At 52.2% G+C, this 12,519-nt stretch carries 10 protein-coding genes; 9 read left to right on the forward strand and 1 reads right to left on the reverse strand.

Translation table 11 applies throughout. The features are described from left to right. Window positions 1-17: 17 nt before the first annotated feature. The 5 genes from trpD (at window position 18) to lexA (ending at window position 4,501) form a co-directional block, all read left to right on the forward strand. A complete protein-coding gene (gene trpD, locus JNC80_RS08365; RefSeq protein WP_376710036.1) occupies window positions 18-1,040 on the forward strand; it encodes an anthranilate phosphoribosyltransferase in 1,023 nt (340 codons plus the stop codon). A gap of 1 nt (window position 1,041) precedes the next feature. Beyond that, window positions 1,042-1,839, forward strand: a complete 798-nt coding sequence (trpC, locus tag JNC80_RS08370; RefSeq protein ID WP_376710037.1) for an indole-3-glycerol phosphate synthase TrpC — start codon at window positions 1,042-1,044, stop codon at window positions 1,837-1,839. Window positions 1,840-1,842: 3 nt separating this feature from the next. Beyond that, window positions 1,843-2,319, forward strand: coding sequence for a cyclic pyranopterin monophosphate synthase MoaC (moaC, locus tag JNC80_RS08375; RefSeq protein WP_225687705.1), 477 nt, complete (start codon window positions 1,843-1,845; stop codon window positions 2,317-2,319). A 32-nt stretch (window positions 2,320-2,351) separates the two neighbouring features. Then, window positions 2,352-3,572, forward strand: coding sequence for a molybdopterin molybdotransferase MoeA (locus tag JNC80_RS08380; protein ID WP_376710038.1), 1,221 nt, complete (start codon window positions 2,352-2,354; stop codon window positions 3,570-3,572). 206 nt (window positions 3,573-3,778) lie between these two features. Further along, window positions 3,779-4,501 (forward strand): transcriptional repressor LexA, encoded by a 723-nt coding sequence (gene lexA / locus JNC80_RS08385; RefSeq protein ID WP_376710039.1) that lies wholly within the window; start codon window positions 3,779-3,781, stop codon window positions 4,499-4,501. 221 nt (window positions 4,502-4,722) lie between these two features. Here lexA and JNC80_RS08390 read toward each other — a convergent pair whose 3' ends face one another. Further along, complete coding sequence (locus JNC80_RS08390; protein WP_376710041.1) at window positions 4,723-7,266, reverse strand: ComEC/Rec2 family competence protein; 2,544 nt, start codon at window positions 7,264-7,266, stop codon at window positions 4,723-4,725. Window positions 7,267-7,523: 257 nt separating this feature from the next. Between JNC80_RS08390 and gltX the strand changes: the two genes are divergently transcribed. The 4 genes from gltX to msrQ all read left to right on the forward strand — a co-directional run bounded on the left by gltX (window position 7,524) and on the right by msrQ (window position 12,484). Continuing rightward, window positions 7,524-8,942, forward strand: a complete 1,419-nt coding sequence (gene gltX, locus JNC80_RS08395) for a glutamate--tRNA ligase (protein WP_376710043.1) — start codon at window positions 7,524-7,526, stop codon at window positions 8,940-8,942. A 381-nt stretch (window positions 8,943-9,323) separates the two neighbouring features. Further along, complete coding sequence (gene gltA, locus JNC80_RS08400; RefSeq protein WP_022712432.1) at window positions 9,324-10,616, forward strand: citrate synthase; 1,293 nt, start codon at window positions 9,324-9,326, stop codon at window positions 10,614-10,616. A 226-nt stretch (window positions 10,617-10,842) separates the two neighbouring features. Then, window positions 10,843-11,796: a protein-methionine-sulfoxide reductase catalytic subunit MsrP gene (gene msrP, locus JNC80_RS08405; RefSeq protein WP_376710044.1), complete on the forward strand. Its 954-nt coding sequence runs from the start codon at window positions 10,843-10,845 to the stop codon at window positions 11,794-11,796. A 13-nt stretch (window positions 11,797-11,809) separates the two neighbouring features. Then, on the forward strand, window positions 11,810-12,484 hold the full coding sequence (gene msrQ, locus JNC80_RS08410) for a protein-methionine-sulfoxide reductase heme-binding subunit MsrQ (RefSeq protein WP_376710045.1): 675 nt from the start codon (window positions 11,810-11,812) through the stop codon (window positions 12,482-12,484). The last annotated feature ends 35 nt before the right edge of the window (window positions 12,485-12,519 follow it).

Below are 12,519 nucleotides of genomic sequence, written 5' to 3' on the forward strand. Positions count from 1 at the left end.
AAAGATTCGAGTACACTATGTCAGATTTCAAAAGCTACATTGCCAAAGCTGTTACAGGCACACCTTTAACTCAGGCGGAGTCCAAAGCAGCGTTTGACATTATGATGTCCGGTTCCGCCACCCCTGCCCAGATCGGCGGTTTTCTGATGGCTCTGCGCATGCGCGGTGAAGCCGTTGCGGAAATTGCAGGCGCAGTGGAATCAATGCGTGCGAAAATGATCCCCGTCGATGCACCTGCCGGTGCAATTGATATTGTCGGCACCGGCGGCGATCAGTCCGGCTCCTATAACGTGTCCAGCTGTGCAGCCATTGTGACTGCGGGCGCAGGCGTTATCGTTGCCAAACACGGCAACCGCGCTCTGTCCTCACGCTCCGGTGCAGCAGATACACTGGCAGAACTGGGCATTAATATTGAGGCCGATCCGGCAACAATCAGCCGCTGCATTCATGATGCAGGTCTTGGCTTTATGTTCGCGCCGATGCATCATTCTTCAATGCGCCATGTCGGCCCTGCCCGTGTAGAGCTTGGCACCCGTACAATTTTCAACCTGCTTGGCCCGCTCGCCAATCCGGCTGGTGTTAAACATCAGCTCGTCGGCGTTTTCTCCCGCGACTGGGTACTGCCGATCGCCAAAGTGCTGAAAGAGCTCGGATCAGATCATGTCTGGGTTGTTTATGGCGATGGTCTGGATGAAATGACCACCGCAGGCACCACCAATATTGCAGCGCTGCATAATGGTGAAATCACCGAATTTGAAATCACACCGGAAGAAGTCGGCCTGAAGCGCGTTGCTTTTGACACTCTCAAAGGCGGCGATGCGCAGCATAATGCTGCGGCTTTGCTTCGCGTTCTTGGCGGTGAAGCCGGTGCTTATCGCGATATCGTGCTGCTCAATGCCGGTGCTGCACTCGTGATTGCCGGCAAGGCCAAAGATATCAAAGAAGGTATTGCCCTTGCTGCACAGTCGATTGACAGCGGCGCGGCCAAAGCCAAACTCGATCAGCTGATTGCTGTATCGAACAGCAAAACAAGTGAATAAAATGACCGATATTCTCAAAAAGATCGAAGCCTATAAGCTTGTTGAAATTGCAGAAGCCAAAGTCCGTTTGCCATTGGCAGACGTGAAAAAAGCTGCGGCCGATCAGTCACCTGCCCGTGGTTTCCTTAAAGCATTGGAAGCAAAGCAGGCTGCCGGTTCTTTCGGTCTGATTGCGGAAATCAAAAAAGCCAGCCCGTCCAAAGGTCTGATCCGTCCGGATTTTGATCCGCCTGCATTGGCAAAAGCCTATGAAGATGGCGGCGCTGCCTGTCTTTCTGTTCTGACAGATACACCGAGCTTTCAGGGTGCTCCGGAATTCCTGCAACTGGCACGCGCTGCCTGCTCCCTTCCAGCGCTACGCAAAGACTTTCTGTTTGATCCTTATCAGGTCTATGAAGCGCGTCATTGGGGTGCGGATTGCATTCTCATCATCATGGCAAGCGTTGATGATGCTATGGCTAAAGAGCTGGAAGAAACCGCCTTTTCGCTTGGTATGGATGCACTGATCGAAGTGCATGATGAAGCTGAGATGGAACGGGCGCTCAAATTGTCCTCGCGTCTACTCGGCATCAACAACCGTAACCTGCGTACTTTCGAAGTCGATCTCGCAGTTTCTGAACGTCTGGCAGCCATGGTGCCGGATGACCGTCTTCTGGTTGGTGAAAGCGGTATCTTCACGCATGATGATTGCCTGCGTTTGCAGAAATCCGGCATCTCCACCTTCCTGATCGGTGAAAGCCTGATGCGCCAGCAGGATGTGGCCAGTGCAACCCGCAAACTCCTGACCGGCAAAGAGTAAGCTATGAGCAAGCTGACACATCTCGATGAAAGCGGCGCTGCGAATATGGTCGATGTCGGCGACAAAGCCGAGACTGTGCGCATTGCCACGGCTTCGGGCTGTGTCACGATGCAAAAGCAGACGCTTGAGCTGATCCTTTCCGGCAATGCTGCCAAAGGCGATGTGATCGGCACCGCCCGTCTTGCCGGTATTATGGCTGCGAAAAAGACCTCTGATCTTATTCCGCTTTGCCATCCGCTGATGCTGAGTAAAGTCTCGGTTGATATTGAGCCGGATGAGACATTGCCCGGCTTGCGGGTCAGTGCAACCGTCAAACTCACCGGCAAAACCGGCGTGGAAATGGAGGCACTCACGGCTGTCTCCGTCGCCTGCCTGACGATTTATGATATGGCAAAAGCTGCCGATAAAGGCATGATCATCGGCAATATCGCCGTCGACAGCAAAACCGGCGGCAAGTCCGGCGACTGGCAGCGCTCTTAGCAGATCGCTCTTATTTTTACGGGGTAGGTTTCATGGCATTATTACCGGTTGATGAAGCATTGCGGCTTTTGCTGGCGGATAAAATGCCTTCCGGCCATGAGCAAGTCGCTCTGCATGAAGCCGGTGACCGTGTTCTCGCCACGTCAATCTTTGCCTCATTCAATCAACCGCCCTTTGATGCCTCGGCTATGGACGGCTATGCCATTCGCTTTGCCGATGCAGAACAGCTGCCGGTGACACTGAAAGTCATCGGTGAATCTGCAGCTGGCAAAGGCTTTGATGGCACAGTCCGATCCGGTGAGGCTGTGCGTATTTTCACAGGTGCGCCAATGCCTGCCGGTGCCGACACGATTGTCATTCAGGAAGACACGCTGCAGGAAGGCAATCTGGTCACATTGTTACGGGATGTGGACAAAAACCGTCACATCCGTTTCAGCGGGCTGGATTTCAAAGACGGAGAATGCTTGCTGCAAACCGGCCATCTGCTTGATCCGGCATCGCTCTCTTTGGCTGCAGCGTCCGGCCATGCGCAATTGCAGGTCTATAAACGCCCTAAAACAGCTATTCTTGCTACCGGCAATGAGCTGGTGCCTGCGGGGACTGTTCCTGCGGCAGATCAGATCGTCAGCTCCAACAGTTATGGTGTCGCAGAAATTGTACGGCGCAATGGCGGCACGGCAGATGATCTGGGTATTGTGCCGGATGATCTGGCACTTATCGAACAATCCATTCGCAATGTTGCAGCTTCGGATGCCGATATTCTGATTACGCTGGGCGGCGCATCCGTTGGCGATCATGATCTGGTGCATAAAGCACTGACCAATTGCGGCGTTGAACTCGGCTTTTACAAAATCGCCATGCGTCCGGGCAAACCGCTGATGTTCGGCCAACTGGAACGCGAAGGCAAATCGCCCCTGCTCGTTCTTGGTCTTCCAGGTAATCCGGTTTCCAGTCTCGTCTGTTCCTATGTGTTTCTGGCGCCGCTGGTTGCGCGTCTGGCAGGCAAAGCCGCGACCACCTATATTGCCGGCGCCAGACTGGCACAGGACATGGCTGCCAATGGCAACCGCCGCGATTATGCCCGCGCAGCACTAACCCGCAACAGCGATGGCGAGTTACTGGCAACGCCCCTGCCGGTGCAGGATTCTTCCATGCTGACCGTGATTACCCGTGCGGATGCTCTGCTGATCCGTGAGCCTTTTGCTGAGGCAGCCAAAGCCGGTGATCGCTGTCAAATCCTGATGATACGCTGAAATCCTTTAAACAATCGGATTAATCACTTTTAAAGCCTTGCAGAACAATACTGGAACATATAGTGTTCGTTCTGGGTTTGTTTTAAAAATTGATTCTCGCAACCGCGCCCCGTGCATGCGGTAATGCGTTTAGTCCGCACGACTTCATTATCTGCCACCATAATTTCAGTAACCGGCAGATAATATAAAGGCTTTGGGAGCGTATAATGCTGACGCGTAAACAACATGAATTATTGCTGTTTATCCATGACCGCCTGAAGGAAAGCGGCATTCCCCCTTCGTTTGACGAGATGAAAGAAGCGCTCAATCTCGCTTCCAAGTCTGGTATTCACCGTCTGATTACTGCTCTGGAAGAACGCGGCTTTATCCGCCGCCTGCCAAACAGAGCGCGTGCTTTGGAAGTTGTGCGTCTGCCGGACTCGATTGCACCAGGTCTCAACAGCCAGAAGAAATTCTCACCAAGTGTCATTGAAGGCGATCTCGGCAAAAAGAATGTCACCGAACTGCCTAAAAAGGCTGCTCCAGCAGCAGAATCTGATGCACCTGCCGGTATCAGCGTTCCTGTGATGGGGCGTATTGCAGCCGGTGTACCGATTTCTGCGATCCAATCCCAGACCCATATGATTACCCTGCCGCCGGAAATGCTTGGCAGCGGTGAGCATTATGCGCTGGAAGTCAAAGGCGACTCGATGATCGAAGCCGGTATTCTCGACGGCGATACAGTGATTATCCGCCGTGGTGATACCGCCAATGCCGGTGAAATCGTTGTGGCTCTGGTCGATGATGAAGAAGCGACACTGAAACGCTTCCGCCGCAAAGGGGCATCTATTGCGCTTGAAGCAGCCAATCCGGCCTATGAAACCCGTATTTTCGGTCCTGACCGCGTACGTGTTCAGGGCAAGCTGGTTGGTCTGGTACGCCGCTACTAATATGCCTTCGGAGCGAAAACCGGCATTACTGCCGTTTTTCGACCTCAGGCAGTTTATTGCTCCTGCTGCATATTCTTGCATGGGCAATAACGGGTCATTTAAGTAGTGCGTCTCCCGACAAGACAATACAGCAAACGCCCTACAAGCCTATGTTTCGCTGCACTATTATGCTGTGACTACACATTCATATTAGCTACGATCATCAAAAAGTACGACGGCTCTTATTTCGGATCTTCCAGATTGCGGGCAGCACGGGACCAGAGACGGTAGCTATGCCATGGTCGTTGCGGCTCTCCCACTGCAAACACGACCTGAGTCTGTTCCGGCCGATATGCCAAACCAGTTTGATGCTCTTGCGCCTTTATAGTCGCGCTTTGCAGCATAGCCGGAAAAAGACTTTGTGCTGTATCTGTATATCTGCGGCTATCGGGTTCCAGATAAATCTCTGCCACGCCTCGTAGTGCCAGCTGCTGGCGGGTGATGATGGCAGGGGCATTTTGCGTTACTGTGCCTGTAATATTGCTGGCTTTTCTATCGGGGCAAGACAGGTTTCCTGCATAAGCGAGAATAATAATATCACCGATAGTACAGGCGACATCTGCCGCAGGCCGGTTCTCGGCATAGGCCAACACCTGCCCGTTTTGCAGATCAAAGCTGCATAACCCGTCCTCACAGACAAAACCTTCTGAACCTGTCGCGCTGCTATTATCCGGCGTTTTAACCTCATGGATTCTATAGGCTTTGCGCCAGTTATCGATTGTGAAGGCAGCCGGTCGTGCACGGTTTACATAGAGACTGTTGTTCTGGCGGACTGCAACCAGTCTGGCATCTTCCGAGATAATAATATCCGGCAAAGTGTTCATACTCAGTACAATTCCGCCAAGGATCAGAAAGAACAGCGATATCAGTCGCAAATGACTGGTAAAGATCATCGCCGAAAGCATTGCCGCCGTCCAAAGCAACAATACCGGCACGGGCACCAGGCCGGGGATCAGATCAGGGGAAAGTCCGGCAACAAAATGTGCAATCCATTTAACCAGTTCAATGCCTTTCCCCATCACCTGTAAAGGCAGCCATTCCAGTCCTAAAGGCATCAGCAGCAGAGATAGCACAGCAAAAGGCATAATCAGCACCGAGATCACTGGTAATGCCAGTGCATTTCCCAACATGCCAAGCGGTGCCATATTGTTAAAATGAAAGGCTGCAAAAAGCCCGCTGGCCGTACCGGCTAAAAGCGAAGTCGCCGCAATCCCGCCAAGCCAAATCCTGAGCTTACCCCCCAATGTCGTCTGCCGCGTCGCTTGTTCATTGCTTTGTCTCTTGCGTAATTTCCACCATGCAAAGCCTGCAATCAGCGCGCCGGTCGCAGAATAGGACATCTGAAAACTCGGCCCCAGAATTTCATGCGGTGTCACAAGAATACTGAACAGCGCTGCAATCGCCAGATTGCGCAAGGTCAGAGCTTTACGATCTAAAATCACCGCACAAAGCATCACGGCCAGCATGATAAAACTACGCTGTGCCGCCACATCTGCACCCGACAAAGCCAGATAAAAACCCGAATAAAACAGCGAAATCAGTGCGGCGATTTTCTTCACCGGATAATAGAGCGCTAAAGAAGGGAATAGTCCGGCAATGCCACGCAGGCTCACCATAACAATAGCTGCTGCCAGCGCCAGATGCAGGCCGGAAATTGAAAGAATATGCGCCAATCCTGCAATGCGCAGCGCCTCATTGGTTGTCTCGCTGATCCCTGCCCGCTGGCCGGAGATCAGCGCTGCAGCCACCGCCCCTTCTTCGCCGGACAGTGCCTGCATAATCCGCCCGCCGATCATCGCCCGCAACTGACCGGTCAGCGCCTCAACGGATGCAGTCCAGTTCTTTGATACTGCATCACCGGAAAATTCATCATCGACCAGTTTCGGCACGCCGAGATAGAAGCCATTACCGCCAATACCGCGAAAATATCCATGAAATGCGAAATCATATTGCTCGGAACGTACCGACCCGCCATGGGGACGCAATCGCACCGCCCCTTTCAGAACAGAACCGGTTTCAGCCTGTGCAGGTAAGTCACGGGCAGAGAGCCGCAACCGCTGCGGCGCATAGCGCAGATGCGGTTTTTCCGTTGTCAGCACATCGGCAACAATACGCCAGCGTCCGGCTTTGCCATTGTCTTCAGCCTCCTGCTCGAGCGAGACAATCCGCGCTGTCAAAGTGGTTGAAACAGAACTGCCAAGCATTTGTGTTGCATAACGCTGCGTCTCCCATTTCGCAGCCAGCATACCGGTCATAAAGGCTAATATCAGTATAAGGCTGATGCGCCTTATCAGCGTGTCACGCAGCAAAAACAGCAGCCAGCCGAACAGGCTTGCCGGTGCAAACAGCTCTATCCAGTATGGTTCGGCCTTCAGGGAAAAATAATGAACCGCCCCTGCTCCACTCGCAACGGCCAACAACAGGAAAACCGTCCCGCGTTCATATTCAAACAGCAGAGCATCACAGATATTATCCAGAAAACGCTGCCAATATTCCCGCAGATTGAGCCAGATGATCCGTGCTCGCTTTCGTCCGCTATAAACAGCACCATCATCGGGGATAATCTCTGCATCCGGCACCGGAGCAAAACCGAGCATGAATTGCTCGGCAGTTAATCCGCTGCTATGTTTCGTCCGGTCAGCCGTGCTCCCTGACCCGCCATCATCGTGACGGGACTCAGTCTTGCTTGCCTGATGGCCACATTCACCGCCATAACCATTCGCCATGCTGTCTGAATTGCCCCCGCACCTGACAGCTGCACAATTATACGTCCAAAACAGCCTATTTCACGCAGGAATCTTGCATCGAGCGGCGTTAAACACCGGTTCTGCGCTTTGATTTTTGCATCAAGTCTTGCACGTTGTGCTGCCTATGCTACATGAACAGCACAAGAAATCGAGAGGCGGCCAGTTACATTCTTTAGCCGATATATTCGGATATAAGCGTAAGATCCTGTAACCTTGCCGCAGATACGGAGCGACCGATGTCATCACCCGTTATTACCCGCTTTGCGCCTTCACCGACCGGCTATCTGCATATCGGCGGCGCACGTACAGCGTTGTTTAACTGGCTTTATTCCAAACATACCGGCGGCAAGATGCTGCTGCGCATTGAGGATACCGACCGCGAGCGTTCCACCGAGGCCGCAACGGCAGCTATTCTTGAAGGTCTGACATGGCTCGGCCTGACATGGGACGGCGATGCCATCTCCCAGTGGGAACGCGCACCGCGCCATCGCGAAGTTGCTGAAGAACTGGTGAAAGCCGGTAAAGCCTATTATTGCTATGCCTCACCGGAAGAACTGGATGCGATGCGTGAACTGGCGCGTGCAGAAGGCCGCCCGCCGCGCTATGACGGCCGCTGGCGTGACCGCGATCCGTCAGAAGCACCGGCAGGTGTGAAACCGGTTATCCGCATTAAAGCCCCGCGCGAAGGCGAAACCGTTGTGCTGGACGATGTGCAGGGCGAAGTGCGCTTCCCGAACAAGGATCTGGATGATTTCATCATTCTGCGTTCCGACGGTGCGCCAACCTATATGCATGCGGTTGTGGTCGACGATCATGATATGGGCGTTACCCATATTATCCGTGGTGATGACCATCTGACCAATGCTGCCCGCCAGACAGTTATCTATCAGGCAATGGGCTGGGATGTGCCTAAAATGTCCCATATCCCGCTGATCCATGGTGCGGATGGTGCCAAGCTCTCCAAGCGTCACGGTGCGCTCGGCGTTGAGGCCTATCGTGCAATGGGCTATCTGCCTGAAGCACTGTGCAACTATCTGGTTCGTCTTGGCTGGAGCCATGGTGATGATGAAATCATGACCATCGAGCAGATGATTGAATGGTTTGATACCAAAGACATCAACAAAGGCGCATCTCGTTTCGATTTCCAGAAACTGGAAGCCATTAACGGTCATCATATCCGCGCCAGTGATTCAGAAACGCTTACCAAAGCACTGATCGATGTTCTGCCTTATATTGAAGGCGGTACGGAACTGCAGGCTCTGCTGACCGATGAACGCCGTGCACAGCTTGTTGCAGCAATGCCGGGTCTCAAAGATCGTGCAAAAACACTGGTAGAGCTGGCTGACGGCGCGAAATTCCTGTTCGTCTCCCGCCCGCTGCCGCTGGATGAAAAAGCTGCCAGCCTGCTCAATGATGAAGGCCGCGCAATCCTCAAAGATGTATTGCCGAAGCTGGAAGCTGCCGAGTGGAATGCTGATGCGCTGGATACCGTTGTCCGCGCTCATGCGGAATCAACCGGCCTGAAACTTGGCAAAATTGCCCAGCCTCTGCGTGCTGCCCTCACCGGTCGCGCCACTTCACCGGGCGTTTTTGACGTTCTGGTGGTTCTGGGTCGCGAAGAAGCGCTCGGACGTATTCAGGATCAGGCCGTATAAAGCCTGTCAGAAGCCGTGTTCTTTCAACAGAATACGGCTTCAAACACGCCCTGAACACAGGAGTGTGATTTTCAAAAACCCGCCTCTGTCGTAAGAATGGCTAATTGACAGAAATTTGTTCAGAAAAACGCAAATTTCCACATTGCAACCTCCAACATTTACGATAGTTTGAGCCATAAATTTTGCAGGCCGTCATTCACAAATATCATGAATTTTGAGTGACAGCGGCTTAAGGATATTTTTCAAACTGGCAGCGCCGGTAAAAATACCCTAACTGTATGTTTCTATGCATAAGACTAAACCGAAACACCCGTTTTCGGCATTATGCTCCAAATTTACTGCTATCCACGAGCAGTGAGCGCGATGATGAAAGGAACCAGTATGTCTAATACGACAGCGACAATCACGCTAAATGGCAATTCGACCGAATTGCCGGTCCGCAAAGGTACAATCGGACCAGATGTCGTCGAAATCGGCCCGCTTTACAAGAATACAAATTCCTTCACATACGATCCTGGTTTCACTTCAACCGCTTCTTGCGAATCCAAAATCACTTATATTGACGGTGACGAAGGCGTTCTCCTGCATCGCGGCTATCCGATCGAACAGCTCGCCGAACAGGGCGATTTCCTTGAAACCTGCTACCTGCTTCTCTACGGCGAACTGCCAACCAAGACCCAGAAAGCAGACTTTGACTACCGCGTGACCCGCCATACTATGGTGCATGAGCAGATGTCGCGCTTCTTTACCGGCTTCCGCCGCGATGCGCATCCGATGGCCATTATGGTTGGCTGCGTTGGCGCCATGTCCGCCTTCTACCACGACTCAACCGACATTACTGACCCGCATCAGCGTATGGTTGCTTCGATCCGCCTTCTGGCGAAAATGCCGACACTGGCTGCAATGGCCTATAAATATCATGTCGGTCAGCCTTTCGTTTATCCGAAGAATGATCTTGATCTGGCTTCCAACTTCCTGCGCATGTGCTTTGCCGTGCCTTGCGAAGAATATAAGGTCAATCCGGTTCTGGCACGCGCTATGGATCGTATCTTCATCCTTCATGCGGACCACGAGCAGAACGCTTCGACTTCGACCGTTCGTCTCGCCGGTTCTTCGGGCGCGAACCCGTTTGCCTGTATCGCTGCCGGTATTGCCTGCCTCTGGGGTCCTGCTCACGGCGGTGCCAACGAAGCTGCATTGAACATGCTGGCTGAAATCGGCTCGGTTGACCGTATTCCTGAATATATCGCCAAGGCAAAAGACAAGAACGATCCGTTCCGTCTGATGGGCTTCGGTCACCGCGTTTACAAAAACTACGATCCGCGCGCCCGCATCATGCAGAAAACCACGCATGAAGTTCTCGGTGAACTCGGCATCAAAGATGATCCGTTGCTCGATGTTGCGATGGAACTGGAAAATATTGCACTGACCGATGAATATTTCATCGAGAAGAAGCTCTATCCGAATATCGACTTCTATTCCGGTATCACACTGAAGGCTCTCGGCTTCCCGACAGAAATGTTCACAGTTCTGTTCGCCGTTGCCCGTACCATCGGCTGGGTTGCCCAGTGGAAAGAAATGGTCGAAGACCCGCAGCAGAAAATCGGCCGTCCGCGTCAGCTTTACACAGGCTACGCACAGCGCGATTTCGTACCGCTGGCAAAACGCAAATAATCTGTGCCGGATATCTGAGAGCGCTATCTCAGATCAATATTCGGTTCTTACGAATAAAAAAGGCTCCTTCGGGAGCCTTTTTTATTGTTTCACAATATTCAAATCTCACAAAGCGCGTTTTATAAACTAAATTCCACCACAGATTTTCTCTAATATATTACCCGATATTAATTCCGCCCTATTCCCCTATAATTGCACTGACATAAGTCAGCAGGGAGCAAGTGCTATGTCTAAGTCATTTTTTAAATCCGGTATCGCATCCTCTGAAATCACCAGTCAGTCATTTTATTTGCGGCGACGGGATTTTATCAAGACAGGCATTGCTGCCGGTATTGGTTTGTCTCTCGGTGGCCTGCTGCCGGATATTGCCTCAGCCAAAGACAGTGCTGACGGCTTTAAAACCGATGAGACGCTGACACCAAAAGACTCAGTGCTGACCTATAATAATTTCTATGAATTCGGCACAGGCAAATCCGACCCTGCCAGCTATTCCGGCGGTTTCAAACCGCGCCCGTGGACAATCGAAGTCGGCGGCATGGTAGCAAAGCCTGCGACTTTCGACATTGATGACCTGATTAAGACGATGAGCATTGAGGAGCGTATCTACCGGATGCGCTGCGTTGAAGCATGGTCGATGGTTATTCCCTGGCAGGGCTTTCAGCTGTCAGAATTGCTGAAACGTGTTGAGCCGCTGGGATCTGCCAAATATGTGGCCTTTGAAACAGCTCTACGTCCAAAAGAAATGCCGGGTGTCGGCGGTGCATTTGCGGTACTTGACTGGCCTTATCGTGAAGGACTGCGTCTTGACGAAGCGATGAACCCGCTCACATTGCTGGCAACCGGCCTCTATGGTGAGAACCTTGCCAATCAGAACGGTGCACCGGTGCGCCTTGTTGTGCCGTGGAAATATGGTTTTAAAGGCATCAAATCGATTGTCAAAATCACACTGACAGATAAAGAGCCGGTGACTGCATGGAAAATGCAGAACGCTTCGGAATATGGTTTCTATGCCAATGTTAATCCGGCAGTAGATCACCCGCGCTGGAGCCAGAAGACTGAAACACGGATTGGCAGCGGCAGTTTCTTCTCGCCTGACAGACGCGATACGCTTCCATTTAACGGCTATGGCGAGCATGTTGCCCAGCTCTATAGCGGTATGGATCTGACCAAGAATTATTAGAGCGGGAACCGGCATGAAACCAGATATCGCTGCGCAAACCATCGCTATGCCCCGCACAACCGGTAAACAAACAGCCGCGCGTAAGCCGCCGGTCAAAATCCCCAATAATCCCTGGCTGCGCTGGGGTATTTATGTTGTCGGCCTTGCACCGGCAGCATGGCCATTCTGGCTGGCTGCTACCAATCAGCTCGGCGCGAATCCGGTCAAAGAGTTCGAGCATCTTCTTGGCATATGGGCATTGCGCTTTTTAATCCTAACCTTGCTCGTCACACCGCTGCGCGATTTGTTCCGGCTGAATTTCCTGCCCTATCGCCGCGCTCTTGGTCTGCTGGCGTTTTATTATGTGGCCATGCATTTCGCGACTTATATCATTCTCGACCGTGGCCTGAACTGGCCGGATATCGTGAAAGATGTAACACAACGCTGGTTTATTATTTTCGGGTTTATCGGCTTTGTCATGCTGATTCCGCTGGCAATAACTTCAAACCAATGGTCAATTCGCAAATTGAAGAATAACTGGCAGAACCTGCACCGGCTGATTTATGTCATCGCTCTCGCCGGTAGCCTGCACTTTCTGATGTCGGTTAAAAGCTGGCCACCTGAGCCGCTGATTTACGGCTTGATTATCATTACACTGGTTTTGTGGCGCTTTGTACGCCAGCCCTATCTCACCTATAAAAAAAGCTGACCGGACAATAACCGGGCAGCTCTATCTTTTTAACG

This window comes from Pseudochrobactrum lubricantis (assembly GCF_041929865.1).
Taxonomy (GTDB): Bacteria; Pseudomonadota; Alphaproteobacteria; order Rhizobiales; family Rhizobiaceae; genus Pseudochrobactrum; species Pseudochrobactrum saccharolyticum.

Bases quoted from the DNA above. Each gene is read 5' to 3' on its own strand.
- trpD (WP_376710036.1), top strand. From the start codon at position 18: ATGTCAGATTTCAAAAGCTACATTGCCAAAGCTGTTACAGGCACACCT.
- trpC (WP_376710037.1), top strand. From the start codon at position 1,042: ATGACCGATATTCTCAAAAAGATCGAAGCCTATAAGCTTGTTGAAATT.
- moaC (WP_225687705.1), top strand. From the start codon at position 1,843: ATGAGCAAGCTGACACATCTCGATGAAAGCGGCGCTGCGAATATGGTC.
- JNC80_RS08380 (WP_376710038.1), top strand. From the start codon at position 2,352: ATGGCATTATTACCGGTTGATGAAGCATTGCGGCTTTTGCTGGCGGAT.
- lexA (WP_376710039.1), top strand. From the start codon at position 3,779: ATGCTGACGCGTAAACAACATGAATTATTGCTGTTTATCCATGACCGC.
- JNC80_RS08390 (WP_376710041.1), bottom strand. From the start codon at position 7,266: ATGGCGAATGGTTATGGCGGTGAATGTGGCCATCAGGCAAGCAAGACT.
- gltX (WP_376710043.1), top strand. From the start codon at position 7,524: ATGTCATCACCCGTTATTACCCGCTTTGCGCCTTCACCGACCGGCTAT.
- gltA (WP_022712432.1), top strand. From the start codon at position 9,324: ATGTCTAATACGACAGCGACAATCACGCTAAATGGCAATTCGACCGAA.
- msrP (WP_376710044.1), top strand. From the start codon at position 10,843: ATGTCTAAGTCATTTTTTAAATCCGGTATCGCATCCTCTGAAATCACC.
- msrQ (WP_376710045.1), top strand. From the start codon at position 11,810: ATGAAACCAGATATCGCTGCGCAAACCATCGCTATGCCCCGCACAACC.